This window comes from Candidatus Vagococcus giribetii (assembly GCF_017316185.1).
Lineage (GTDB): Bacteria > Bacillota > Bacilli > Lactobacillales > Vagococcaceae > Vagococcus > Vagococcus giribetii.
On record NZ_JAFLVX010000004.1, the window covers coordinates 26971 to 53941 of the forward strand.

The window sequence follows — 26971 nt, forward strand, 5'->3', positions numbered from 1 at the left end:
CTTTTTGTTATAGTGAGTATATAACGTTTATTGTTATACGTCAACTATAACAATAAAAAACAAGCAACAACTGATCCACTCAATTGTTGCTTGTTTTTTTAAATCGCTACAGCCTCTACGATTAAGTTAATGTCTTGATTCACACAGGTTTGTAGCGTGATTCTTTCCCCACCTTCTGGATTAATCATCTCATCCATAACATCTTTTCCATCAGAGACACGATACCCATAATCATCTACCTGAAAAACAGAGGACACTCGGTAAGTGGTTACCTGATCTTGACTATCTGCTACTTGAATGTCATTTCCCACTGACACACTAAACAGGACATTGAACGCTCCATAATTGTGACCAATAAAATGTGTGTTACATCCGTCTTGTCCTGATTGATTTGGCATACCTCCCCAAGTTGCCACCATATTAGGATTGCTATCAATCACGCTTTGTCCGTTTGCTTCGCCTGCATTGTTATAAGAAATTACTTGGCCATTTATCAGCATTGTATTAGCTTGAAAGCTATTAGATTCACTTGGAACCTCATTAGCAATAGTTGTATCCTCCACAACATTAGTTGTTTCTGGCATAGTTCTAGTTTCTTGAACAGGCATATCAACTTCTTGATTAACTTCTTCTTGAACAGGTGTTATCACTGAGTTTTCTTTGGGCTCTTCTGCCACTTTAGCAACTGCTTTTGGCTTAGCTTTAACCGTTAAGTGAATAACTTCAGTTGTTTGCTTACCTTGTTTATCTGTTGCTGTCACACTAATATCTGTCGTACCGATTTTTTTGGTATCATAAAACGTAGCAACAACTGGTATTTTTTTCCCAGCTTGATCTAATGCGACAACATTCTCTAACACGTCTATGTTTTCTCCTTGTACAACTTCCCAATCTTTAGTTCCTGATATCACTGGAGACGACACTTTTATCTCCTTCACCTGTGTCATTTCCATTGTTTTCTCTTTAGCAGCTACATCATTTACCGTATCAATCCCATACATTAGTGTTCCGGATACAACTAATGTCAAACCAATACCAACTAACCCAATAATACTTTTTCTTTTCACAAGAATCCCTCCATACGGTGAGATTTTGCCTTTATCGATAAACTTAAAATCTTTTCTATTTGATACATAAATCATACAATAATCGTTCATTTAAACTATATTTTCAAGATTGACAATTCTTTAATATAACAAACACATTTCTCCAAAAACCAATATACATAAGGCTTAATAGACTGTTTTCTAAATTTACACATCATTACGCAAAAGGTATGTTTAAAACAAAAAAGAACTCAGTCTAATGACCAAGTTCTTCACCATTCATAAATAAACTAAACTAATTTGTCTCCTTAATTGGGTATTTAATCCCATTTTTTACCAATTTCTCTGCAATGATTTCATCAACATCAAATCCTAAATTATCTGCCATCATATAAGAGTAAATCAAGACATCCGCAATCTCTTCTTTCAAGTGCTCCCTGTCTAAATTACCTTCTTCTGCTGTTTTCCACTGGTAAATCTCTAATAACTCATTTGCTTCCAGAGATATTGACAATGCCAAATCTTTTTCATTGTGGGCTTTTCGCCAGTTTCTCGCATCACGAAAAGCGTTAATTTTACTCATTGTTTCTTTTGTACTCATTCTAGTCAGTCCTCACATTTATTCTAAACACATACTTTTATTATAAACTCCTTTGACCCATTGGGCATTAATAATCAGCAGTCGTCTAGTAGATTTCTTCTAAAAATAAAAAAGTCCTAGCTTTTGAAGCTAAAGACTAATAATTAGTAAAATACCAATCAGAATAAAAGCGACTCCTCCGATAATATCAAATAATGTGATAACTTTGCCAAATTTAGAGGACCCAACATCTGATGAATCACTTATTTTTATAACGACTAATTGGCAGATCCCCATTAAGATTGTGACGTAGGGAAACACTTTACTATACTGGCTTAACACAATAGAAACTATCCCTAACACTACAATAATGGGCAATAAGTATTTTTTTCTCACTCATCATCACCTCCTAAAAATTTATCTTCATTTGATTCCACTATCTTATATTTTTAATAACTGGTCAAGCCCTAACAAACTAAGTACAAACAAAAAACACCCGATAAAAAAATGTACACACATTTTTTAATCAGATGTTTCTTGTTATAAAGGTAAGGTGACAATTAATTTAAACATATCACCATCAACTTTGATTTCTAGTGCTCCCTCATGTAGAGACACAATCGAATTAATGATAGCAAGTCCCAAGCCTGAGCCTTCTGTATGTCTTGAACTGTCCCCTCGTTTAAATTTCTCAACCAATTCGTCAGCCTCTTCGTTTAATTCATGGCGAGAAATATTTTTCAATTCAATACGAGCAGTTTTCCCCACTTGTTCTAATTTAAGGTAGACCCTTGTTTGAGGCATAGAGTATTTAATCGCATTACCAAACATATTATCAAAGACACGCCACATTCTTTCACCATCAAGAGGCAGCAAAATTCCTGTCTCTGACTTGTTAAATACTACTTTTAATTGGTGGTCTTCAAACTCTTCACTATATTCTGAAACTGACTGTTGTAATAATTGGGTTAAGTTGACTTCTTCCTTCTCTAATACGATCTCGCCATTATTCATTTTAGTCACTTCAAACAAATCATCAATTAAGTGTTTCATTCGTTGGGCTTTTTTATTGATAATGCCAACGTACTCTACTTTTTCATCTTCTGTCATATCTTTTTTAGTTAATAAATCGCCATAAGTAATAATTGATGTTAAGGGAGTTCTTAAATCATGACTAACATTTGTCAGAAGTTCAGCTTTTAACATCTCACTTTGCATGGTATCTTTTTGAGACACTTCAATCAACTGATTAAGTCTAGTTAACTCTTGCGACATTTCATCAAGACTTACTTCCTTAGAAACAGGTTGCTCATATTCTTTTAGCATCTCTTTAGGTTGGTTAAACAATTGAGTCATTTTTTTCATGGTTCTTCTCATCACGATGATTTCTATCACTAACACAATGAATAACGCCACTCCTAAAGCTGTTTTACGTAGACCTCCTGGGTACAGTCCTATGTAGGCAAATACACCAAACAGATTTAAAAACAGTAACATTACTAAAGAAAATAATTTCCAACGAAGAGAAAGACCTTTAAATGATGCCACTCCTTTTTGAGTTAATAAGTACACTAGACTAGATTGACCAATTTCCTTCATGGTTCCTTTGCGGTATTTAGGCATTAACAGTTGCCATAATAATTTCATGGCGATGAAACTAATTATTAGAGCTATTAAACCAATCATAACCGGCGCTACTAACCCTGAGATATTATTGAAACCACCTAAATTATATGGGTAAATCAATCCCCCCGAGACAGCAGCCACAAATCCTAATCCTAAAAACAAGATTAAAGCCACATCAACTGGTACTTTTTTCAACATTTCATAAACGAATGGTGTATTGATGTACATAAACAGTAGAGCACATCCAACTAGCATGAAGACAATCCCTAAATATATTAGCTGACCAAAAAAAGCTTGGCTTTCTTTTTGGTCTTTTAATTGCTTATCTAAAACAGATCCTTTTTTGACCATAAATGACACATTAATAGTGGTCACATCATTTTCAAACAAACCTTTTCGTGTTGCCTCTTCGTCTATGTAAGGATAGATAGAAACAGTTCGTGTTGCTCGTTGTATTTTTCCTGTGCCCTCATTTTTTAGTTTACTATCCACTTCTTCTTTTGAAGAATATTGAGTAAGTCCAGAGACGTTGGTATAAGCTTTCCCTGTCTGCTCATCTTTGAAATAGTATTGATACAAGTTGTCTGCATCTTCTAAATAAGGTTTAATCGCTTTTTCAATTTCTTTTTTGTGCTTGGTTAAATAGTCAGTTTCTTCTGTCAGAATTTTTTCTTTTACCACGTCATCATTAGTAAAGTTATCTAAAATAGCTTTTATCTTTTGATCGCGTTCTTTGACTAATTCCGCTATTCTTTTTTTATCTGTTGTTCCGGCTAATTTTTCTTGGTATTGATTCCTCACATCTTCTACTTGATTCCCTAAACTGCCATATCTTGTTCGGTAGTTTTCAATCTGATTACTCGTCACATCAGTACTTTTTTTCTCTTCTAACTGATTGAGATTTTCCTTGAGGTAGATAGCATCTGTAATCCGTGAATCAAAATAATTGTTAAAACTTTCTACTGTATTAGTTCGGTTAAATGAAACTACTGTTAAATACCAACCACCTAAACAAAATAGCACAGCTAACGCTAACCACATTTTATTTTTCCATTTTATAGCCAATGCCCCACACCACCTTCAAGTATTTTGGTTGTTTAGGGTTGCTTTCTATTTTTTCCCTGATTTTTCTAATATGCACAGATACTGTATTGTCAGAGTTAAAGCTAGGCTCTTCCCATACAGATTCATAAATATCATCAATGGAAAAAACACGCCCAGGATGGGACATTAATAACTCGACAATTTTAAATTCTGTTTTCGTTAAGCTAACTTCTCTTTCATCAACAACCATTGTTTTCGCATGAGTATCAAGTCTCAATCCATTTAATTCAAGTATCCCTTCACTAGCCACCTTATCAAATTCACCTAAGGTAAAATAACGCCTTAACATAGATTTCACTCGTGCTAAAAGCTCCATAGGACTGAATGGTTTAGTTAAATAATCATCTGCTCCTACTTGTAGTCCGCTAATTTTGTCAATATCCTCATTTTTAGCACTTAACATCAAGATGGGCACATTATTTGTTTTTCTGATACTTCTTGTTGCTTGAATCCCATCAAGTCCTGGCATCATAATATCCATAATAATCAAATGAACCTCTTGTTCCTTAATCACTTTTAAAGCTTCTTCACCGTTACTTGCTTCTAATACTTGATACTCATCTTGGGTGAGATAAATCCGAATGCCTTCTCTAATTTCTTTATCATCATCGACCACTAAAATAACTGTTTCTTCCTTTTTCATCTCTTCACCTACGTTCATAATCTCTACTGCTTTTAGTATAAGCCATTCTTCTTAATTCTTTTAGTTTAAATTTCTTAATAGTTTATGAAGATAACGTAAGCAAAGTTATTCTCGTCAGTGTTTACCAGTTATCTTATTTAAGTGTCAAAAAAAATAGCCACAAAAAGTGATGTTTCACCTTTTGTGACTAATTTTTATTTATTCGCTTCTTTTTTAGCTACTTGACCTAGTAAGACGTTGAAGAAAAAGCCCAATCCAACTGTCATTAAAATATGCCCAATTCCTGCCATACCTGAAATCATCGCTGAATCAGCTTTCCCTAAAACAGTCATTGTTCCGTGGATTAGCATTAACAATAAAGTAATGCCTAAACCACTATTGTAAATACCATAGAATTTTTTATAGTTTTTATGTTCACTTAATTTAAAGCTATTTTCTAAAAGTAACACAATCAAGAAGAAAAACATGCCTAAAATTAAGATATGTGTGTGTAACGTATTAAGTTGACTTCTACCTTGAAAATCATTAAAGCGATTCATCTCACGAGAGAAAACTCCTGACGCTAATCCCGCAATCATATATGTCATACTGGTTCTTGCTAATTTTTTCATTGACCTACAACCTCATTCTTTCTTTTATTGACTTTAAGTATACACAAACAGTGACACATTGTCACTTTAATTGTTTGATAAAAACCCTCTAATCTAGAGAGTTCTTATTTTCTTTAAAAAAAGATTTTTGCAAGTCTTCAAAAGGAACAATAGACGTATCATATAGCTCCTCTGCTCGTTTTCCTTTTTTCACCCAATAATCAAGGATAGCCAATACACAGAAAGAAAGTGGCACTCTAGTCTCATCTTCTAGAATGACTTTCATCAATTGTTTGCCCTCTTTTTGAATGAGCCCTGTTTCGAGTAACTGTGTGCCAAAATGAAAAAAGCGATAACTTTTTTTATTGTGATTCCCTGAAGCAATCCAGCCTAGACCACTAATATAGTAATAATCATTTAATAAGGAGACACATCTCTTTAATGTACCCACTTTTTGACCACCCTCAAACAAATCAAAGTCTGGTCTTGGTCCAAAACTGTTTTGAACAGCTTTACTTAATCGGTGTCCATCTAAATCATAAACAGACACACAATCACCTTTAACGCCCCAACTGCCTACCAACAAAAAGACTGGTTCTCCTTTTTCATTTTTGATAAACACACGCACTTTTGCTGATAATAAATGTTCTTCTACATAGTAAGTTCCCATACACTCTCAGCTTCTTTCTTATAGACTTATAAATTTTCTGAGATTGCGCGCAAAATAGCTTTACCCACACCATCATTCACATTTAAATCTGTTTCATATTTTGCTATTTTCTTAACGCCTTCTTCTGCATTTCCCATAGCAAAACTAACTCCTGCAATACTTAACATCGAAACATCATTATAGTTATCACCAATCGTCATCACGTCATCTAATGAAATACCAAGCTCTTCAGCAACTTTTCTTACAGCATTACCTTTTTGAGCATCTTCATGGTTGATTTCAATATTATTTGGGAATGATGACGTCACATAAAGTGGTCCCATGCCTTCAATTTTCTCGCCAATCGGTTTTAATAGCTCTTGACCATGGTCACTAAAGCTAATAAATTTCAGGATTTCAATGCTATCATCTGACATTAACTCATTATAAGAATCGATGTAATTTACTGGTAACATATTTAAATGAGCTGATGCCATCGCTGTTGCCATTTTAAAAGTTAAATGAGGAATTTGATTCGCTAAAAGAGTAGCGAAATTTTCTAAACGCTTCACTTGGCTTTCGGCGTAAACTCCTTTTGATGTCATTAACTCAAAATAAAGATTGTTTTCTCTTAATGTTCCCATTACTTCTTTGGCTACTTTTTTTTCTATCGAAATGACAAAAGTTTCATTCCCGTCAGAATCAAAGCCTTGGGCACCATTTCCTGTAATCATGGCACACTTAATGCCTGCTTCTTCTAAAGCTGGTTTAGCTTCTGCATAGGCTCTTCCTGTTGCCACCATAAATTCAATTCCTAAAGCTTGCGCCTCTAGGACTGCTTCTTTGTTTGTTTCAGATATTGAGAGATGAGACGATAAAAGCGTTCCATCCATATCTGATGCGATCAATTTAATCATTGCCTGCCTCCTAAATCTTTGTTACATCTAGTTTAACATTTTTCTCTTCTTAAGCCTACTTTCACTTGAGTGTGATAAACTTGTTTTAGAGGTGATGAATCATGACATTAATACTACCAAACGATTGGAAACAACTTCTTGAAGAAGAAATCAAGCAACCCTACTTCTTTGAGCTAGAAGCATTTCTACAAGACGAATACCAAAAACAAACGATTTACCCTAAAAAAGAACACATCTTTGCAGCTTTAGAAACAACTGCTTTTAAAGACACACAAGTAGTGATTTTAGGACAAGATCCCTATCACGGAGAAAACCAAGCCCATGGCTTAAGCTTTTCTGTTCTACCGGATCAAAAATTGCCACCCTCACTAAATAACATCTATAAAGAATTAGATAGTGATTTAGGTATTAGTAGACCAAATGGGTATTTACTTCCTTGGGCAAAACAAGGTGTTCTTCTACTTAATACTGTTTTAACTGTGCGAAAAGGACAAGCTCACTCCCATAAAAATAAAGGGTGGGAAAAAGTAACAGATAGTATCATAAAAAAACTGAGTCTTCGTGAAGACCCTGTTATTTTTGTTTTGTGGGGAAAACCAGCACAATCTAAAAAAGCAATTATTGATACAGACAAACACTATATCATTGAAGCCCCACACCCAAGCCCTTTATCTGCGTACCGTGGCTTTTTTGGCAGCCAACCTTTTTCAGGCATTAACGCTTTATTAAAAAAACAAAACAAAACAGAAATCGACTGGGGATTACAGTACAACAGACTATAATTCTGTTTCATAAATACTACTAAAAACTGAATTTTTCAAGTCTTTTTTCAAAAAACAGGCTCAAATACTGTTCTTTTTGTTCATTTAGTTGTATGATAGGACGGTGAACAAAAAAGTATAATAAATTTAGTGGAGGGTTTCATAAGTGGAACTATTTGAAGGACTTAAACAAAATATTAGCGGTAAAAAAGTAACTATCGTTTTCCCCGAACCAACTGACGAACGTGTATTAGGAGCAGCTGTTCGTTTAAAATCAGACGACTTAGTTGAACCTATTTTAATTGGTAACCCAAGTGTTATTAACAAAATTGCTAGCTCACGTGGCTTAATCATCGACAACTTAAAAATTGTTGATCCTGCAAAATTTGACCAAATGGATGAAATGGTTGCTTCATTTATCGCTCGTCGTAATGGTAAAGCAACAGAAGACCAAGCTCGCGAGATTTTAAAAGATGAAAACTACTTCGGTACTATGTTAGTATACATGGACTTAGCTGATGGCCTTGTAAGTGGTGCTATCCACTCAACAGGTGACACAATTCGTCCAGCATTACAAATCGTTAAAACAAAACCAGGCGTTAGCCGTACAAGTGGTGCTTTCTTAATGGTTGGTGACCGTGAATCTGATAAATACATCTTCTCAGATTGCGCTATTAACATTAACCCAGATGCACAAGCATTAGCTGAAATCGCTGTTGAAAGTGCTAAAACTGCTGAAATCTTTGGTATTGATCCTAAAGTATCATTACTAAGCTTCTCAACAAAAGGTTCTGCTAAATCTGAAGAAGTAACTAAAGTTGCTGAAGCAACTAAAATCGCTCAAGAATTGGCTCCTGAATACGATATTGATGGTGAATTACAATTTGACGCAGCTTACGCTCAAACAGTTGCTAACCAAAAAGCTCCAGACTCTAAAGTAGCTGGACACACAACTGTATTTGTCTTCCCAGAAATTCAATCAGGTAACATTGGTTACAAAATTGCTCAACGTTTAGGTGGATTCCAAGCCATTGGACCTATCTTACAAGGGTTAAACAAACCAATTTCTGACCTTTCTCGTGGTTGTAACGAAGAAGATGTTTACAAATTATCAATCATTACAGCTTCACAAGCATTACAAGATAAATAAAATTTATGACAACTTCAAGGGATCAAAAATTCAAACGGATTTTTGGTCCCTTTTTCAACTAATTTAACTATTGATAGGAGCGGCTAGATATCGAGCACAATGAATTTAACGAAGTATATGATCTAATGGTAACCTCTTTTCCATCAAGTGAAAGAAGAAGCTATGAAGATCAAAAAGCATTACTTGAAAAACAGAATTATGAAATCAAAATCAACCGAAATGAACAAGGTGAGTTACTTTCTTTTATCGCTATTTGGCAACTAAAAACTTCCCACTTTATTGAACATTTAGCTGTTTCACCCTTAAGTCGTGGTGGCGGCGTTGGTGGAAAAATCATGAAGTCCATGATAGAAACAAGTCAAAAGCCTATTCTTTTAGAAGTAGAACAGCCTGAAACGGAAATCGCTAAAAAAAGAATTCAGTTCTATGAGCGACTTGGCTTTCATTTAAATACTCATGATTATGTACAATCACCTATTCAAGAAGGAGAAGCTCCTTTACCTTTACATATTATGAGCTACCCTAATCCTATTTTGGCTGAGGATTTCAGTTATTTTAAAGAGGATATCTTTTCAGAACTATACACAAACTAAAAAATGAGGCTGACTCAAATGTCAGCCTCTATTCTTTTTCCCTGAATCTTTTTTACTAGTCAGGAGATAAAAAGTAATTTTCGTGATTTCCTTCTTATTTCTTGAAGCTAAACACTTCTGTCATAACCTCTTTTTTTAAGAAATTAATGATTTAAAGAAATCTGTTTGTTCATCATTACATTGATGAGAAATGTCTTCTTTCTGTCCAATATGGAAGACGTGATAAAGAGGCTCTCCATTCTCATTTTTATAAAGATTGTAATCTGTTTTAACCTCTAGTTTTTCAAGTAATTCAGCAAGAGGAGCCGCTACTTCTTTTAGAAAATCATCGCTAGCTGTTGTAATACTTGCTGTTGGAAATTCTTTTGTTATGTGATTTTCAACTGGGAAATGCTTAGCATAAGACTCAGAAGACTCTTGATTAAAGTAATAAGGAAACTCTTCCTTAGGATCTTTTTGACTGCCTAAGAAGTAGACGCCACAGTTTAGCCCAACTCCTTTAAAAGAAATATTAGGCACTTCAAAATCAAATAACTTAGCATACTCCTTGTTACTAACAATTGTTGCGTATTGTTCTGCTAACTGACCACCAGCACTGTCCCCTACTAAAAATAACTCATCAAAATTAAATAGGTACTCCTCTTCATTTTCAAGCATCCATTTTAAGACATTGTTTGTATCTTCTAATGGTGCTGGATAAAGATGCTCTGGTGCTAAGCGATAGTTAAAATTAACAACACAAAATCCTCTATCCGCTAAATTCATACAATAAAAACGGTATAATTCTTTATCACCATAGAAATAACCACCACCATGAATATTAACAATTGTTGGTAATTTAGTTGTTCTGTCTTTAGGATAGTAAACATCTAATAAGTTATCCGTTCCATGCTCTCCGTAAGAAATATTTTTGTGAGACGTAATTGTTTCAGGTTCTTTTAACCCAGCATCACGAGCAGCATCTCCTGCTTTCATTTCTTCTTTCATTTGGTTAAGATCAATCTTTGTCATATCAATCATAGTGAAATCCCCTTTTCTAATGGTTTTTTTTAAGACTTAAACTCGTTACTAAGATACGCAAATAACTATATCTTATGATGTATTCACTATATCAGAAAACGCTTTCTAACTGTGGCGTGTTTAAACTTAATTAATGGTCAAATATTGATATTAACGACAAATAAAAAAATCATTTGCGATAACGCTACTCCATCTTAGAATAGACCTTATTATCACAAATGATTTCAATAGATTTCTTTGCAAATATACTCAGTTTGATGAGCTTAATACATTAATAACAGTTTCATTTTCAATGAGTTGATGAGGAATAATCACTCTTTTTTTCAAGGCATTGTCTTCTTTTAATTGATTTAAAAACTCTTGAACAGCCGTTTTGCCTAACTCCTGTATATTCACATCAATTGACGTAATATAAGGATGGAGAAGAGTGGTAAAAATGGAGTTATTAAAACTAATTACAGAAATATCATCTGGTACACGGTATCCTAAGTACTGCACCATTTGAATCAGCCTTAAAGCAAACATATCATCAATCGCAATACATGCTGACGGTTGATGTTCTTTCAAGAATTCATCAAACTCAGCATAATGTTCAGGCGTAATCAAAGGCATTTCTTGATAACCTTGTAGCTGATACTCATCTAGACACTTTTTATACCCAAAGTAACGATCTTTAAAAAAATTCTCTGATTGGTTATTTGTGACAAAAACAATTTTTTTATGCCCTTTTTCAATTAAGTGTTGGGTGGCTGTGTATCCTAACAACTGATTGTCATTATCCACACAATTTGCTTGATTGTGATACTTATAGGGTTGGCCAATCACAGTAAAAGGAACTTTATTAGAGACTAAATACTCCAATACAAGATCTTCTTCTCTTGAGTACATCAAGATAAAACCGTCCACTCGCTTTTGGCGATACATCAGCTCTACATTAGCTAATAATTCCTCTTCAGATTCACCAGAAGCAATTGCAATGGTCACTTTTTGATGACTTGCTTCTTCGTTCATTGCTGTGATCATCTCTAGATAAAAAGGATTGTTCTTTCTTTCTTGAGATTTCGTCACAGGCAAAATCACCCCTATGGTATTCACATACTTATTAGCCAAATTCTGAGCAGATACATTAGGCACATACCCTAATTTGTCCATGGCTTTTCTAACACGTTCTTTTGTTTCATTTGAAATACTTGGATGATCTTTTAATGTTCTTGAAACTGTTGAAGGTGCAACACCTACTTCTTTCGCCACATCTTTTATCGTGACACTCATGTTTTTCCTCCTTACTTAACTTTCCATCTCAAACATAATCCCAAAGTGATCACTAACAACAGGACCTTTTACACCATTAAATACCACTTGATACGAGTTGACTTTAACGGGTTGTGAGACAAAACCAAAATCAATTCTTAATTTTTCTTGATTGTCTTCCCAACCATCAATGTCTTCATCTACAGTATGAGAGCCAATTTTTTCACTAGCTAACTCATACATATCTGAAAAAGTCCTCGTTATCAAGTCATATCCTTCTTCTTTGATATGAGCTGGACTATTAAAGTCACCTAATAATAACACTTGGTGTTCAATTTTTGCTACTGTTTCAGTCAATTGTTGCCATTCAAACGCAAATCCTTCATCAGTATTTGGTGAAAACCAAGAAAAATGACAACTCCCGACTGTTAAAGGCTTTTCTTTTAAATGAGCTAATAAAATTTGTCTCGTGTGATAGTCTCCTATGTCCTTAGTTGGTGATACCAGTAACGTCTCTGCTTGAAAAGGTACTTTTGATAGGATTGCTGAGCCTTCTTCATAGATACCATAACCAATGTGACTAAAGGTCCAACTCCAATAATAGTCTAGACCTTGCTCTTTCAAGTAGGCCACTAATAATAAAGCATAATTCGTTTCTTTAATTGGAAAGTCTGACTCATATGAGAGGTAAAGAGGACCTGAGTCTACTTCTTTTCCTGATAGCTCTTGATTGACTTCTTGTAAGGCAATGATATCTATTTGTTCTTTCATAATAAGGTGTGCTATCTCTCTTAAGTTGTCTAAAGGATTCTCTTCTAGCCAACTATGTGTATTTAATGACATAACTTTCATTAATTTTTCCCCTCCAATAACTAGGATTAGGCTGACTCAATGAGCCAGCCTAATAACTTATATACTGATTTTTCCAACAAGGTGTCCTTGTGCTGTCATACCTGTGTGAGTCATATCAAATTTAGCAAGTCGTTGACTGTTTGTAAAGACAACTACAATAGTTGTTCCTTTTCCTTCAGCTTTGACTAACTCCCAGTTAACTTCTGCTAACAACTCTCCTGCTTCTACAACGTCACCTTCTTTGACTTTCACATCAAAGGCTTGTTGTGACATTTGAACAGTGTCTAATCCCATATGCACTAAGACTTCGATACCTTCTGAAGTTTTTAAACCAATCGCATGTTGTGTTGGGAATACTGAAACAACTTCTCCTTTAATAGGAGATACCACATCTGCTTCTGTTGGTTCAACTCCAAATCCTTCACCCATCATTTTTTGAGAAAATACCTCATCTTTGACTTGATCAATCGTCATGACTTCTCCGGTAGCAACTGCCACAAAGTCTAGTTCTTGATTTGCGTAGGGTGTTGTTGTTTCAGTTTGTGATTCTTCTGTCTTCATCGTACTCTTTGGAATATCTACACCAGAATCTAAAGCATCTTGAATATCTGATTTTAAGATATCAGCTTTTGGTCCATACACAGCTTGAACCCCGTTATCCTTCACGATTAATCCCATAGCGCCTGCTTTTTTCCATGCTTCTTCATTACCAACTAATTGGTTATCTTTCACACTGACACGCAGTCTTGTCATACAAGCATCTACGTCTGAAATATTGCTTTTTCCACCTAGCAAGTTAATAATTGCGATCACTTCTTGACTAAGTCCTGAAGCATCTTTCACACTACTATCAGCGTTAGTTGAACTTTCTACTTCGTAATTACCATTTCTACCTGGAGTGGCATAATTGAATTTTTTGATTAAGAAATTAGCTAAGAAGTAAGTACCTACTCCAAAGACAATCACACAAATCACGAAATTGACAATATCCATACCTAATCCTGCTTTGATTGAAATTGGGATACGGGTTAATAACTCGATATTCCCAAATGAATGAAGCCTTAAATTAATAATATCTGCCATAGCAAAGGCTAACCCTTGAATTAGAGCATATACTACATAAAGTGGCATCGCAGCAAACATAAACATAAACTCTAAAGGCTCAGTCACACCTGTTAAGAACACAGCCAAAGCAGCTGAAACATACATTGATTTGTATTGATTTTTTTTATCTGGATCAACATTTTTATACATCGCATAAGCCATACCCATTAAAATACCAGAAGCACCAATCATTTGACCTACTTTAAATCTTGCTGGTGTGAAACCTGTTAAAACAGCATTGTACTGATCCATATTACCAGCACTCTTTAAATTAAGTAAATCGGTTGCCCAAGCTAACCATAAAGGATCTTGTCCATAAACTAGTGTGCCTGCTTGTGCGCCTGATAAAATTTCATAAGTCCCACCTAATTGCGTGTAGTTAATTGGAATAGTTAACATGTGATGTAACCCGAATGGTAATAATAAACGCTCTAAGGTCCCATACAAGAATGGTGCCAAGATAGGCGCTGTATCTTGAGAAGTGGCAATCCATAAACCAAAGTTGTTAATACCTGATTGAATAAATGGCCAAACAATCGCTAATGCAAGAGAAACAAGAACTGACCACCAAATAACCACGAAAGGAACAAAGCGCTTACCATTAAAGAAAGACAAAGCATCTGGTAATTTACGATAGTTATAGTACTTGTTGTACGCCATTGCCCCAACAAAACCGGCAATAATCCCTACAAAAACACCCATGTTTAAAGCTGGTGCTTCTAAGACACTCGTAAAGAATCCTTTTACCATGATTTTAGTGCCGAACAAGGTATGAGTGTATGCCTCAGGGTCAGCTAACATCGCACTTGTTACGCCAAAAATTGATCCTGTGATACGGTTAATTAATACAAAAGAGATACCTGCTGCAAAAGCCCCACCAGCTCTCTCCTTCGCCCAACTACCACCAATAGCTAAAGCAAATAGTAAGTGTAAGTTACCAATGATTGCCCAACCAATATTTTCGATAACCCCACCTGTTGTGACTAATAGACCCATCTCAGGACTAATTAAAGGAAGTGTTTTTCCAATACTAATCATTAACCCTGCCGCTGGCATAACAGCAATAACTACCATTAAGGCCTTACCGAATTTTTGCCAAAACTCAAAACTAAATATTTTTTTCATGTGCTTTTCTCCTTTTTTTCTTGTTAACGATTCCATAAAAATAACGCAATCGATTTCGCAACTAAAGTATAGCTACTGATTTTCTCTTTGTAAAGATGTAAGTGTTTTACTATTTTAAAATGTTACTGGTAACAAGATTTCATATGCTATTGATTTCGCAAACGTTTGCGTTTATTATGAGGGTATCATTTGACTCAAGGAGGAGCAATTAATGGAACATTTAAAACGTTTATTCGATATTAATCCATGGAAACTCGCGACTAACGAATTACACCATTCTGATATTCGCTTACAAGAATCACTAACTAGTACTGGTAATGGGTACATGGGAATGCGTGGGAATTTTGAAGAAGGCTTTGGTGGAGATAACCATCAAGGAACTTATATTGCTGGTGTTTGGTATCCCGACAAAACACGTGTTGGTTGGTGGAAAAATGGTTACCCTGACTATTTTGGTAAAGTGATTAATGCCATTAACTTTATTGGCATGGACATTTTTATCAATGATCACCAAATCGATTTAAATACAGATACAGTATCTGATTTCTATCAAGAACTTGATATGGAACACGGTATGTTGTCACGTCACTTCACGATCGAAACTTCTGACATGACCGTTAAATTTTCATTTAAACGCTTCTTAAGCTTAACTGTAAAAGAACTTGGTGTGATCCGTATGACTGCTGAGGTTATTAAAGGATCTGGTAGCATCAAAGTTGTTTCTAAGTTAGATAACAACGTTCACAATGAAGATAGTAACTACGATGAGATGTTCTGGGAAGAAATCGCTGTTGGCGAAGGTTTTGTTACAGCTAAAACTATCCCTAACAACTTTGACATCGAACAATTTACCCTTACTGCTTTAATGGAAAACCATGCAACTGGAACTGCGATAAGCCACAAAGAAACAGCTGCGTTTTTAGCAACTGAGAGCTTTATCTTTGATGTGAAAGAACATGACCACATTGCTTTAGAAAAACAAGTTATTATTGTGACAAGTCGTGACATTGAAGAAAGCAAACAACTAGAAGTAGCGACTTCTTTAATGAAAGAAGTTAACGAACTTTCTCTTGATGAGCATCAAACAAATCATGCTCTTGCTTGGGAAAAACGTTGGGAAATTGCTGATGTGGTTATTGAAGGCGATGACGAAGCACAACAAGGAATTCGCTTTAACTTATTCCAATTATTCTCAACTTACTACGGTGAAGATGAACGCTTAAACATTGGACCAAAAGGCTTTACTGGTGAAAAATATGGCGGTGCTACTTATTGGGATACAGAAGCTTATGCGGTGCCATTATACCTAGCTTTGGCTGATCCTAGTGTGACTAAAAATCTATTAAAATACCGTCACAATCAATTACCACAAGCTCATCACAACGCTCGTCAACAAGGTCTTAAGGGAGCTCTTTACCCTATGGTTACCTTTACTGGAGTTGAGTGTCATAACGAGTGGGAAATCACTTTTGAAGAAATCCACCGTAACGGCTCTATTGCTTACGCTATTTATAACTACACAAACTACACAGGAGATACTTCTTACATTAAACAAGAAGGTTTAGAAGTCTTAACTGAGATTTCTCGTTTCTGGGCAGATCGTGTGCATTACTCAAAACGTAACAAACAATACATGATGCATGGCGTGACTGGACCAAATGAATATGAAAACAACGTTAACAACAACTGGTACACTAACTATATCGCTATTTGGGTCTTGAAATATACCCTAGAGAACTACCGTCGTTACCAACAAGAAACAGCCGTTCAAATTTCTGAGGAAGAAATGGCTCATTGGGAAGATATTATTGCCAATATGTATTTCCCTAAAGATGATGAATTAGGCGTCTTTGTCCAACATGATACATTCTTAGATAAAGAATTAATACCCGTAACTGACTTAGACCCTAAAGATGTACCTCTTAACCAAAATTGGTCGTGGGATCATATTTTACGCTCTTGTTTCATTAAGCAAGCAGATGTGCTTCAAGGTATTTATTACTTCAACAATGACTTTACAATGGAAGAAAAACGTCGTAACTTTGAATTTTACGAGCCAATGACTGTTCATGAATCTTCTCTTTCTCCATGTATTCACTCTATTTTAGCAGCTGAATTAGGTATGGAAGAAAAAGCCGTTGAAATGTACCAAAGAACAGCTCGTCTTGACTTAGATAACTACAACAATGATACAGAAGACGGTTTACATATTACGTCTATGACTGGTAGTTGGTTAGCGATTGTTCAAGGATTTGCTCAAATGAAAACTTACGATGAAACCCTAAGCTTCTCCCCATTCTTACCTAAAAAATGGAGTAAATATGCTTTCCATATTAACTACCGTGGTCGTTTGTTACACGTTTTAATTGATTCACAAGTCACTATTACCCTACTAAGTGGTGAACCAATTGACGTTACTATTTACAACAAAGAGCAACATTTAACTGATACATTAACCGTTGCAATTGAAGCCTAACTCTATGGACTTCTTGCTTCACTTATTTTAAACTAACATTAAACAGAGAGTGTGACTACATGGTTGCACTCTCATTTTTGAAAAGAGAAAGGACGTTTTTTATGTTTAAAGGTGTTTTATTCGATTTAGATGGTGTTATTACAGATACTGCTGAGTACCATTTCCATGCGTGGAAAAAATTAGCAGATGATTTAGGTATTACAATTGACCGTGAGTTTAACGAAAAGTTAAAGGGAGTTAGCCGTGAAGATTCACTGACGCTCATTTTACAACATGGCAATAAATCAGATGACATCAGTGCTGAGGAATTTACACGCTTAGCCAAAGAAAAAAATGACAACTATGTTGAAATGATTCAAGCTATTTCACCTAAAGATATCTATCCTGGTATTTTAGAATTACTAAAAGAACTAAAAGCACATGACATCAAGATTGCTTTAGCTTCTGCTAGTAAAAACGGCCCTCTTTTATTAGACAAAATGGAGATTACTTCTTACTTTGATGCTATTGTTGATCCGGCCTCTTTAGCAGCAGGAAAACCTGCTCCTGATATTTTCTTAGCTGCAGCTAAAGCTGTTAACATCGATATCAAAGAAGCAATTGGGATTGAAGATGCCGCTGCTGGTGTGGCTGCGATTAAAGCTAGTGGTGCTTTACCTGTCGGTGTTGGGACTGCTGAAGAATTAGGTAGTGATATCGCTCTAGTTCCTGATACAAGTCATTTGTCTTTAAGTTACTTAGAAAGTGTTTGGAAAGGAAACTAACAAATGAACCATGTCATTACCACTCACGAAGAAACGGGAATCACTTATATCACGTTATCAAATGACAACCTATCTGCAACTTTTTTAACATTTGGTGCCAGATGGCATGAGTTTCTAAGTCCTAATCGCTCAGGAAAGATGGAAAATATTATTTTATCTCTTGATACTCCTGAAAGTATCTTAGCTGACGAAGCTCAATTTGGCGCTCTCGTTGGTCCTGTTGCTGGACGCATTAAACAGGCTCAGTGGAAAGACGTGACTTTAGACAAAAATTTCGCTACTGACCATCACATTCATGGTGGTAAAAACGGTTGGTGGTGTCAGTTTTGGGATTACTCAGTGGTTGATACAGAAGACTCTTTAAAAGTCATCTTTACCCTGACAGACACAACATCAGGTTATCCTGGTCCGATTCATGTCAAAAACACTTACGAATTAACAAATAATGCCGTTGTGATGACAACTGAAGTCACGAGTGAACAAGAAACCATTGTTAACCCAACAAATCATGTGTACTTCAATCTTTCTGGAGATGCTAAACACACGATTGAAGAAGATGTTTTATTTATTAACAGTCAAGAAATTCTTGAAACAGACCTCTTGAATCTACCAACTGGAAATAAATTAGCTATTGAAGATACCAGCTATGATTTTTCTCAACCAGAAATAATCAAAACTGGTCTTGAGCAACTTGAATCAGGTATTGATGATGCTTACCTTTTAGAAAAAACGAATCCACAAATTGTCCTAAGTAACTTAGAAAGCGGTCGAGAACTCAACATCTCTTCTAACCGTCAAGCCGTTGTAGTTTTTTCAACAACCGGCTTTGATGCTTCTTTCTTTGTTAACGGCAAAAAAATGGCTTCACACTTAGGTCTTGCTATCGAGACCCAAGAGTTACCAGATATTAGTCATCATCCTGAATGGGGGAGCATCACCTTAGCACCTCAAACAACTAAACTATTTCAAACAACCTATTCAATCGGATTACTTTAAAAGCCATTTAATCATGGCTTTTTTTTTTACTTAGCTTTATACTAGCTATGACTGATAAGGAGGCACTTATGACAACTATACAATTAACAAATGAACTGATAACTAAAAAACTAGCCTTTGATTTAGCAACTCTAAGTCACCCCGGAGATATTTTTATTTTAACAGGAGATTTAGGAGCTGGTAAAACAACTTTTACAAAAGGATTTGCTGAAGGATTAGGCATTACTCAAATGATTAAAAGCCCTACTTATACCCTTATTAAAGAATATGATACAGGTAGACTTCCCCTTTATCATATGGATGTTTACCGCTTAACGGAAGGAGCAACTGATTTAGGTTTAGATGAGTACCTTGAAGGAGACGGCGTTTGCGTCATTGAATGGGGACATCTCATAAAAGAAGAAATTCAGACGCCTTACATTGAATTCTTTTTAGATAAAGTGAGTGATAACGAGCGTAATTTTCGCATGGAAGCTACCTCACCAGAAGCAAAACAAGCTTTAGAAAAAATAACTCTTGGTTTAACCAAATTAGGCTGGGCTCTTTAATATGAGTGAGTTAGATATTACCTTAAGAGAAGCCACACCAAAGGATGCCAAAATCCTCCTTGAGACAATGGCTATTTTAGACAAAGAAACTCCCTTTCTACTCGTTAATCAACAATCACTCAAACTAAAACCTTCTGACATGGCTGAGCAACTGGACTTTATTTATGAGCAAGAAAATCAATTGATTCTACTTGCTTTTAATCATGAAGAGTTAATTGGTGTTGCTACTGTTATGGGTGAGATGGACGCTCCCCTTAGACACATCGGTGAAATAGGCATTAGTATTTTAAAAGAATACTGGGGCTACGGATTAGGATCGATTATGTTAGAAGAAATTATTCTCTGGGCTAAAGAAGCTAACGTGATTAAACGACTGGAAATCAAAGTTCAAGCACGTAATGAACGAGCTCTACACTTGTATCAAAAAATGGCTTTTGAAACAGAAGGAATCATTCGAAGAGGCTTTTTATCAGAAGATAATGAGTACTTGGATATTGTGTTAATGAGTTATTTACTCTAAACAAAAAGAGTTTAAGACCCATCTTGAAAAAGACGAGGCTTAAACTCTTTTTTATATTCTTTTAACTAATTGCTTTAAAGGAGCCACACCAAAGGTAGCTGCTTGTTGCATTAAAATATTAGCACACGCTAGACTATCATCTAAGGCGTGATGATGATGGTCTAAAGGAATCCCTAAGTAACTGGAAACAGTATTGAGTCGATGATTTGGTAGTTCTTTATATAATTTACGACTAGTGCGTACCGTACACAGTGACAAATAATGAGCTTCTGGTAAGCCGTAATAAGCCAAACAACCAGATAACACTCGATTATCAAATGAGGCATTGTGTGCCACTATCAAGCGATTTTCCTGAAAGTACTGATTAATCTCTTGCCAGACTTCAGGAAAAGTTGGCGCTTGTTTGACGTCTTCAGGCGAAATACCATGTATCTCAATATTTTTTGGGTGAAAAGAAGTCTCTGGTTTAATAAGCGAATAGTAACTACCCACAATTTCATCGTTTTTCACCATAACTAAGGCAATGGAGCAGGCGCTATGAAGTTGCCCATTAGCTGTCTCGAAATCATATGCAATAAAATTCATTTATTTCCCCTTCTTATTTGTTTGAACGTTTCTTTTTACGTTTTTTAGAGCTTGATGAACCACTACTTGATCTATGTTTTTTATGACGACTAGATGATGGTTTCTTTTGTAACTCTGCCTCAATCAATTTATCCAAATCAAGTTCATCAGATGATAATTCTTCTAAACTCTCTGATAAAGTTGGATTGCTGTCTTCTTTACCGGTATCTTTCAACGATGCGTACAAATCTTCTTCAAAATCATCATCTAAGTCACGACGACGTTTGCCTTTACTCTTAGAATGACGTTTTTTACGACTTGCTCGTTTAGCTTCTTCTTTTTCTAATTTTTTCTTATACCAGAAATAGCCACCAATAGCTGAACCAAGAACAGCTATTACACCTAATAGAGTCCATAACCAAATTAAACTTCTCTTTTCAGTTTTTTCTGCCTCTGGGTTATAACTTTCTGACGAAATACTAGCTACTTCTTTAGAAGATGATTCTGTGGTTGACGATTCTTTCGTACTACTTTCAGTTGTACTTGATTCTTTACTCTCTTTTTCTGAAGAGTCTTTTTTATCTGAGTCTTTTGATTCCTCATCTTTTTTCTTTTCTGAGGAATTGCTTGAAGAATTACTTGATGACTGACCACTAGCTTCACTAGATTCTTCTGTTTCAATCGTATTTTTTTCAAAATTAAAACGTAAATCAGTTGATGTGTCACCTTCAGCATCAAGCATCAAAACTGTTGATACTTTCAAGCCTTTTGGTACAGGCATTTCAAACTCACCTTTGTCATCAGCAACAATGCTACCTGCTAGGTCATTGATGTACACATTGGCGTTTGGCTTAGTCTTTCCATAAAGAACACTTTTACCTTCGTCATAACGTAGGTCATACAGTAATTGCCCATCCTCGGCAAATCCAATACTCGGTGATAAGGATAAAAATAGCATCATTAATCCTAATATCGATAGTCGTTTCATTCTTTTCTTCATATAGTTACCTCTATTTTCTGTTTTAAGTTGTGACGATTAAGCCAACAGGACAATGATCACTACCAAGAACATCTTTTAAAATAAACGCGTCTTCCATTTTAGGTGCCAGTGCTTCTGATACACAAAAATAATCAATTCTCCAACCAGCATTGTTTTGTCTGGCATTAAAACGATAACTCCACCATGAATAAGCTCCTTCTAATTCAGGATAGAAATAGCGGAAACTATCCACAAAACCATTATCTAATAAATGAGTGAACGCCGCGCGCTCTTGATCAGAGAAACCAGGATTCTTTCGATTAGTCTTCCAGTTTTTCAAATCAATGTTTTGGTGAGCCACATTTAAATCCCCACAAAGAACAACGGGTTTTGTTTTTTCTAACATTTTTAAATAGACTAAAAAATCTTCTTCCCATTTCAATCGATAGTCTAATCGTTTTAACTCTGCTTGAGAATTTGGTGTGTAACAAGTAATCAGATAAAAATCCTTGTATTCAGCTGTAATCACACGACCTTCTTGATCATGTTCTTCTATGCCAATACCATAAGTCACACTTAAAGCTTCTTCTTTACTAAAAATAGCCGTACCTGAGTAACCTTTTTTCTCAGCGTAATTCCAATACTGATGATACCCCTCTAACTCTAAATCAATTTGACCTTCTTGTAATTTTGTTTCTTGCAAACAAAACACATCTGCGTCAATTTCATTAAAAATGTCTAAAAAGCCTTTTTTAACAACAGCTCTTAGTCCATTTACGTTCCAAGAAATTAATTTCAATGATGTATCCTCCTACCTATCGCTTCTACTGTTACTATACATTCTAACACAGAAACTCTTGTTCAAAAATATTAAATCTACTTAAAAAGTATGACCACTTTATTATATTTAGATAACAATAGCCTATTAGTCTAAAAATATGATAGAATAGGCGCGATAGACTTTATGTAGGGATGAGAGGAAATTCTAAATGAACATCGAAAAAATAAAAACTGACTTAAATACCATTAAATTACTATTCAACGAACCATTGTCACACGTTACCTATACAAAAACTGGTGGCCCAGCTGATTGCCTATTGTTTCCTAAATCAGTTGAAGAAGTTAAACAAATTGTCGACTATTGTAACCAAGAAGGAATTGAATGGCTCTGTCTTGGAAATGCTAGTAACTTAATCGTACGTGACGGTGGAATTGCTGGCTTTGTTATTATGCTAGAAGACCTAAATGAAATTACAGTCAATGAAACAACTTTAGTCGCTGACGCTGGGGCTAAGTTAATTGAAGTAACTCATGTTGCTAGAGATTATACCCTAACTGGCTTAGAATTCGCTTGTGGTATTCCTGGTAGCATTGGTGGAGCTGCTTATATGAACGCAGGTGCTTATGGTGGTGAATTAGTTGATGTCTTTGAATCAGCAACCATTTTACTAGCAGATGGTTCTATCCAAACATTCACTAAAGAAGATATGCAGTTTTCATACCGCCATAGTGTGCTACAAGAAACAAAAGGCATTGTGCTTAATGTTACCTTCGCTCTTAAAAAAGGTGAATTAGCTACTATCCAAGAAAGAATGAATGAATTAACCTTCCTAAGAGAAAGCAAACAACCTTTAGAATACCCATCATGTGGTAGTGTGTTCAAACGTCCTGTTGGGCATTTCACTGGTAAGTTGATTCAAGATGCTGGTCTTCAAGGTCTTAAATGGGGTGGCGCTCAGATTTCTGAAAAACACGCCGGCTTTATTGTTAATATTGATCAAGCCACAGCAACTGATTACGTAGAACTTATTAAGCATATCCAACAAACTATTTTAGAAAAATTTGATGTGGTTTTAGAAACAGAAGTCCGTATTATTGGGCGTGAGAAGTAAAGTAAACCATAAAAAACGCAAGTCCTATTTCGGGCTTGCGTTTTTTGCTTTGAAACAAATAACATCTTAAATATGATTTTTTCTCAATAGGTTCAATGGCATTACATTAGCAAAAGAATAAATTATTATTATTTGAATAGGCATTGTAACGATTGCTTTAATGATTCTAGGCAACCAGATAACACTACTTGTTAGTGGTACTTGATACATGACTGCTAACCAAATAGGAGTCATACACAAACTAATTAAACCAGTCACACATACGGTTGAGGCACAAATATTCTTTAACGTCACCTTTTTTCCATAGAAAAAATAACCATAAATAAGCCCTTCAATCACTTTATTTAATGTAAAACCGATAAAGAAAGGCGCTTTAGCAAACATCGTATTCCCAATAACATCTGCCACAACTAGGCCCATACCTGTCCAAAAAGGACCAAATAATAACCCCATCATCATTTTAGGAATAAACTCTAATGTTAATTTTAAAAATTGTGTCTCGATAGACAAAATATTTGAGAGTACAACAACTAAAGCGATCAATAAACTCATCATTGTTAATTGTTTTGTGCTAATTTTCCTTTTCACTTTAACACCTCTTTTTTTGCCATAGTTCTCTTTTTATAAACAAACCAATAGATTAACGCTACAAACACCGTGCCACCGATAATATTTCCTATTGTCACAGGTAGTAAATTCCTTAGAAAAAAGGATTGCCAATTAAGTGAATCAAGCGTGTCTTTTGACACTCCTAGGCTCAATGCTTTTTCGTAATAGCTTGATTGTTGTTTCGCTAATATCCCTACTGGAATATAGTACATATTTGCAATACTATGCTCAAATCCTGATGTGATAAACAACCAAATCGGGAAAAAAATAGCCACTATTTTTCCTGTCATGTCTAGTGCACCATACGCTAACCAAACAGCTAAACAGACCAACCAATTACACATAATCCCTAAGACGATTCCTTGTAAAAAGGATAACTTAACTTTACCAATAGCTATTTTTATTGTCATGGCTCCAAGTAAATTCTCACTACTTGATAACTGACCGGATTCAATAATAAGAAATACTATAAATAAAGAACCTAATAAATTGCCTAGATAAACAACCAACCAATTACGACACATTTCAACCCACGTCACTTTTTTATCTAGCACACTTAAGAGAATCAACGTATTTCCTGTAAATAATTCTCCTCCTGCTAAGACTACTAACATTAACCCTGTACCAAAAATAGCTCCTGCTAATGCTTTTCCTAACCCATAGCTTTCTGATTGTGCTAACAGATTATATGCCGCCATATTAGATCCTTCCGATGCAAAAGCAATGAAAGCTCCTGCTAAAAAACCTAATACTAACAAATGAATAACTGGTGTCTTCACTTTTTTTATTCCAATTTCAATCGTCTTTTCTGCTATTTCTGAAGGTATCAAATAGTTTTTTTCTTTCATTTTCCCCTCGTCTTCTCAAAAAGAGACAGATTAATAAACATGCTTATTCTCTGCCTCTTTCTTTTTATTCTTTTTTTATGACAAACCGATAATTTCTCCGTTGCTTGTGTAATCCATTCCACAAGCTGCTGGAATTTTAGGTAACCCAGGCATGGTCATGATTTGTCCTGTAATAGCAACAATAAAGCCAGCACCTGCTGAAACCTTAACCTCCCTAACAGTGATTCTAAAATTATTTGGTGCTCCCAAAAGACTCGGATCATCAGAAAATGAATACTGCGTTTTAGCCATACAAATAGGCATTTTATCTAAGTGATGATTTTCTAAATTCTTAATTTGTTTTCTCGCCGCAGTTGTAAAGTCAACACCCTCGGCTCCGTAAATCTCTTTAGCAATACAGTTAATCTTTTCTTCAATCCTATTGTCCGATTCGTAAAGTGGAGTGAAGTGACTAATTTCATTTTCACACATATCCACTATTTTTTCTGCTAGTTCAATACTTCCTTCTCCACCTTTAGTAAATACTTCTGTTAAAATAACCTCTGCTCCATAGGTGAGACAAGTCTCACGAAGAAGCTCAATCTCTGCTTCTGTATCAGATGGAAAACGATTGATTGATACAACCACCGGTACGCCAAATTTAGCCATATTACTTAAATGACGTTCTAAATTACTCATCCCTTGGCTTAAGCTACTTAAGTTTTCTTCATTCAATTCATTTTTATTCGTTCCTCCATGCATTTTCAATGCACGTATAGTCGCTACAAGAACAACCGCAGATGGAGATAATTCTCCGAATCGGCATTTAATATCAAAGAATTTCTCAGCTCCTAAATCTCCCCCAAAGCCTGCTTCTGTGATGACATAATCGGATAGCTTAAGTGCCATTTTAGTCGCCATAATAGAATTACAGCCATGAGCTATGTTAGCAAATGGACCACCGTGAATTAAGGCTGGTGTGTTTTCAATTGTTTGAACTAGATTTGGCTTGATAGCTTCTTTTAATAGTAACGTCATCGCCCCAGTGGCGTTTAAATCTGCCGCAGTTATCACATTTCCCTCATAGCTATACGCCACTACCATTCTAGCTATCCTTGCCTTTAAATCTTCTAAAGAGGTTGCTAAACAAAGTACCGCCATTATTTCTGATGCAACAGTAATATCAAAACCAGATTCTCGAGTAAATCCATCTGCTTTTGAGCCTAAGCCAATCACATTCTTTCTAAGCGCTCGATCATTCATGTCTAAAACACGCTTCCACACAATTTGTTTTGGATCAATTTGCAACTCATTTCCTTGATGCAGATGATTATCTAGCATAGCCGCTAACAAATTATGAGCTGATGTAATCGCATGAAAATCACCTGTAAAATGTAAATTAATGTCATCCATTGGTACAACTTGAGCATAACCTCCTCCAGCAGCACCTCCTTTAATACCAAAACAAGGTCCTAGTGATGGTTCTCTAATAGCTGTAATAGCTTTCTTACCTATCCTATTCAATCCCATGGACAAACCTACATTGACGGTTGTTTTCCCTTCTCCAGCTGGAGTTGGATTGATAGCTGTTACAAGGACAAGATGCCCGTCCTGTTTCTTTTTTAAACGCTCTAAAACGTCTAAAGATAACTTTCCTTTATAATTTCCATATAACTCAACCTCATCTTCTAACAAATCTAAGTGATTTGCTATTTCTTTAATAGGTTTCATTACAGCTGCTTGTGCAATTTGTGCATCTGTCTTCATTTATTAATAACCCCTTTT

Annotated in this window: 27 protein-coding genes; 9 read left to right on the forward strand and 18 right to left on the reverse strand. The window is 35.5% G+C overall.

Features of this window, described 5'->3' with window-relative positions; all coding sequences use genetic code 11:
• Positions 1 to 98: 98 nt before the first annotated feature.
• The 8 genes from DOK76_RS01015 to DOK76_RS01050 all read right to left on the reverse strand — a co-directional run bounded on the left by DOK76_RS01015 (position 99) and on the right by DOK76_RS01050 (position 7155).
• A complete protein-coding gene (locus DOK76_RS01015) occupies positions 99 to 1067 on the reverse strand; it encodes a sortase domain-containing protein (RefSeq protein ID WP_370590064.1) in 969 nt (322 codons plus the stop codon).
• Between the two features lie 274 nt (positions 1068 to 1341).
• Complete coding sequence (locus DOK76_RS01020) at positions 1342 to 1647, reverse strand: nucleotide pyrophosphohydrolase (RefSeq protein ID WP_206964316.1); 306 nt, start codon at positions 1645 to 1647, stop codon at positions 1342 to 1344.
• A gap of 129 nt (positions 1648 to 1776) precedes the next feature.
• Positions 1777 to 2022, reverse strand: a complete 246-nt coding sequence (locus DOK76_RS01025; protein ID WP_206964318.1) for a hypothetical protein — start codon at positions 2020 to 2022, stop codon at positions 1777 to 1779.
• Positions 2023 to 2166: 144 nt separating this feature from the next.
• On the reverse strand, positions 2167 to 4317 hold the full coding sequence (locus DOK76_RS01030) for a histidine kinase dimerization/phospho-acceptor domain-containing protein (protein WP_206964320.1): 2151 nt from the start codon (positions 4315 to 4317) through the stop codon (positions 2167 to 2169).
• Complete coding sequence (locus DOK76_RS01035; RefSeq protein WP_242542151.1) at positions 4295 to 5017, reverse strand: response regulator transcription factor; 723 nt, start codon at positions 5015 to 5017, stop codon at positions 4295 to 4297. Before DOK76_RS01035 ends, DOK76_RS01030 begins: the two co-directional genes overlap by 23 nt.
• Positions 5018 to 5193: 176 nt before the next feature.
• Positions 5194 to 5610 carry a DUF2871 domain-containing protein gene (locus tag DOK76_RS01040; RefSeq protein WP_206964322.1) on the reverse strand — a complete coding sequence of 139 codons (417 nt, stop codon included), beginning with the start codon at positions 5608 to 5610 and terminating at the stop codon, positions 5194 to 5196.
• A gap of 88 nt (positions 5611 to 5698) precedes the next feature.
• Positions 5699 to 6259 carry an LURP-one-related/scramblase family protein gene (locus DOK76_RS01045; RefSeq protein WP_206964324.1) on the reverse strand — a complete coding sequence of 187 codons (561 nt, stop codon included), beginning with the start codon at positions 6257 to 6259 and terminating at the stop codon, positions 5699 to 5701.
• A 26-nt stretch (positions 6260 to 6285) separates the two neighbouring features.
• Positions 6286 to 7155 (reverse strand): Cof-type HAD-IIB family hydrolase, encoded by an 870-nt coding sequence (locus tag DOK76_RS01050; protein WP_206964325.1) that lies wholly within the window; start codon positions 7153 to 7155, stop codon positions 6286 to 6288.
• 101 nt (positions 7156 to 7256) lie between these two features.
• Here DOK76_RS01050 and DOK76_RS01055 point away from each other — a divergent pair, with 101 nt between their 5' ends.
• From DOK76_RS01055 to DOK76_RS01065, 3 genes are all read left to right on the forward strand, one after another.
• Positions 7257 to 7937, forward strand: a complete 681-nt coding sequence (locus tag DOK76_RS01055; RefSeq protein ID WP_206964327.1) for a uracil-DNA glycosylase — start codon at positions 7257 to 7259, stop codon at positions 7935 to 7937.
• A 145-nt stretch (positions 7938 to 8082) separates the two neighbouring features.
• Positions 8083 to 9066: a phosphate acetyltransferase gene (gene pta, locus DOK76_RS01060; RefSeq protein WP_206964329.1), complete on the forward strand. Its 984-nt coding sequence runs from the start codon at positions 8083 to 8085 to the stop codon at positions 9064 to 9066.
• An 89-nt stretch (positions 9067 to 9155) separates the two neighbouring features.
• Entirely contained in the window at positions 9156 to 9659 is a 504-nt protein-coding gene (locus tag DOK76_RS01065) for a GNAT family N-acetyltransferase (RefSeq protein ID WP_370590067.1), read from the forward strand.
• A 135-nt stretch (positions 9660 to 9794) separates the two neighbouring features.
• Here DOK76_RS01065 and DOK76_RS01070 read toward each other — a convergent pair whose 3' ends face one another.
• From DOK76_RS01070 to DOK76_RS01085, 4 genes are all read right to left on the reverse strand, one after another.
• Positions 9795 to 10679 (reverse strand): alpha/beta hydrolase, encoded by an 885-nt coding sequence (locus DOK76_RS01070; protein WP_370590065.1) that lies wholly within the window; start codon positions 10677 to 10679, stop codon positions 9795 to 9797.
• A 249-nt stretch (positions 10680 to 10928) separates the two neighbouring features.
• Positions 10929 to 11951, reverse strand: a complete 1023-nt coding sequence (locus DOK76_RS01075) for a LacI family DNA-binding transcriptional regulator (protein ID WP_206964334.1) — start codon at positions 11949 to 11951, stop codon at positions 10929 to 10931.
• Between the two features lie 15 nt (positions 11952 to 11966).
• A complete protein-coding gene (locus DOK76_RS01080) occupies positions 11967 to 12782 on the reverse strand; it encodes an endonuclease/exonuclease/phosphatase family protein (protein WP_206964335.1) in 816 nt (271 codons plus the stop codon).
• Between the two features lie 57 nt (positions 12783 to 12839).
• On the reverse strand, positions 12840 to 15011 hold the full coding sequence (locus DOK76_RS01085; protein WP_206964338.1) for a PTS transporter subunit IIBC: 2172 nt from the start codon (positions 15009 to 15011) through the stop codon (positions 12840 to 12842).
• A gap of 211 nt (positions 15012 to 15222) precedes the next feature.
• On the opposite strand from DOK76_RS01085, the gene mdxK reads away from it, so the two are divergent.
• The 5 genes from mdxK (at position 15223) to DOK76_RS01110 (ending at position 20315) form a co-directional block, all read left to right on the forward strand.
• Complete coding sequence (gene mdxK, locus DOK76_RS01090) at positions 15223 to 17487, forward strand: maltose phosphorylase MdxK (protein WP_206964340.1); 2265 nt, start codon at positions 15223 to 15225, stop codon at positions 17485 to 17487.
• A gap of 101 nt (positions 17488 to 17588) precedes the next feature.
• The gene (gene pgmB / locus DOK76_RS01095) at positions 17589 to 18251 is read left to right on the forward strand and encodes a beta-phosphoglucomutase (protein WP_206964342.1); all 663 of its coding nucleotides are present in this window, start codon (positions 17589 to 17591) and stop codon (positions 18249 to 18251) included.
• 3 nt (positions 18252 to 18254) lie between these two features.
• A complete protein-coding gene (locus DOK76_RS01100) occupies positions 18255 to 19247 on the forward strand; it encodes an aldose epimerase family protein (RefSeq protein ID WP_206964343.1) in 993 nt (330 codons plus the stop codon).
• Positions 19248 to 19315: 68 nt separating this feature from the next.
• Positions 19316 to 19795, forward strand: coding sequence for a tRNA (adenosine(37)-N6)-threonylcarbamoyltransferase complex ATPase subunit type 1 TsaE (gene tsaE, locus DOK76_RS01105; protein ID WP_206964344.1), 480 nt, complete (start codon positions 19316 to 19318; stop codon positions 19793 to 19795).
• 1 nt (position 19796) lies between these two features.
• Positions 19797 to 20315, forward strand: coding sequence for a GNAT family N-acetyltransferase (locus DOK76_RS01110; RefSeq protein WP_206964345.1), 519 nt, complete (start codon positions 19797 to 19799; stop codon positions 20313 to 20315).
• Between the two features lie 51 nt (positions 20316 to 20366).
• Here DOK76_RS01110 and DOK76_RS01115 read toward each other — a convergent pair whose 3' ends face one another.
• Genes DOK76_RS01115 through DOK76_RS01125 form a run of 3 tightly spaced genes read right to left on the reverse strand, consistent with a single transcriptional unit; the run spans position 20367 to position 22657 of the window.
• Positions 20367 to 20900, reverse strand: coding sequence for a 3'-5' exonuclease (locus DOK76_RS01115; protein ID WP_206964346.1), 534 nt, complete (start codon positions 20898 to 20900; stop codon positions 20367 to 20369).
• A gap of 13 nt (positions 20901 to 20913) precedes the next feature.
• Complete coding sequence (locus DOK76_RS01120; RefSeq protein WP_206964347.1) at positions 20914 to 21879, reverse strand: flagellar basal body-associated FliL family protein; 966 nt, start codon at positions 21877 to 21879, stop codon at positions 20914 to 20916.
• 22 nt (positions 21880 to 21901) lie between these two features.
• Positions 21902 to 22657, reverse strand: coding sequence for an exodeoxyribonuclease III (locus DOK76_RS01125; RefSeq protein WP_206964349.1), 756 nt, complete (start codon positions 22655 to 22657; stop codon positions 21902 to 21904).
• Positions 22658 to 22847: 190 nt separating this feature from the next.
• Here DOK76_RS01125 and murB point away from each other — a divergent pair, with 190 nt between their 5' ends.
• Positions 22848 to 23750, forward strand: a complete 903-nt coding sequence (gene murB, locus DOK76_RS01130) for a UDP-N-acetylmuramate dehydrogenase (RefSeq protein WP_206964350.1) — start codon at positions 22848 to 22850, stop codon at positions 23748 to 23750.
• A 66-nt stretch (positions 23751 to 23816) separates the two neighbouring features.
• On the opposite strand, the gene DOK76_RS01135 is transcribed toward murB, so the two are convergent.
• The 3 genes from DOK76_RS01135 to DOK76_RS01145 form a co-directional block, all read right to left on the reverse strand.
• Entirely contained in the window at positions 23817 to 24338 is a 522-nt protein-coding gene (locus tag DOK76_RS01135) for a folate family ECF transporter S component (RefSeq protein WP_206964352.1), read from the reverse strand.
• The gene (locus DOK76_RS01140; protein WP_206964354.1) at positions 24335 to 25207 is read right to left on the reverse strand and encodes a formate/nitrite transporter family protein; all 873 of its coding nucleotides are present in this window, start codon (positions 25205 to 25207) and stop codon (positions 24335 to 24337) included. The genes DOK76_RS01135 and DOK76_RS01140 overlap by 4 nt, the downstream gene beginning before the upstream one ends.
• A 75-nt stretch (positions 25208 to 25282) precedes the next feature.
• Entirely contained in the window at positions 25283 to 26953 is a 1671-nt protein-coding gene (locus DOK76_RS01145) for a formate--tetrahydrofolate ligase (RefSeq protein ID WP_206964356.1), read from the reverse strand.
• Between the last annotated feature and the right edge of the window lie 18 nt (positions 26954 to 26971).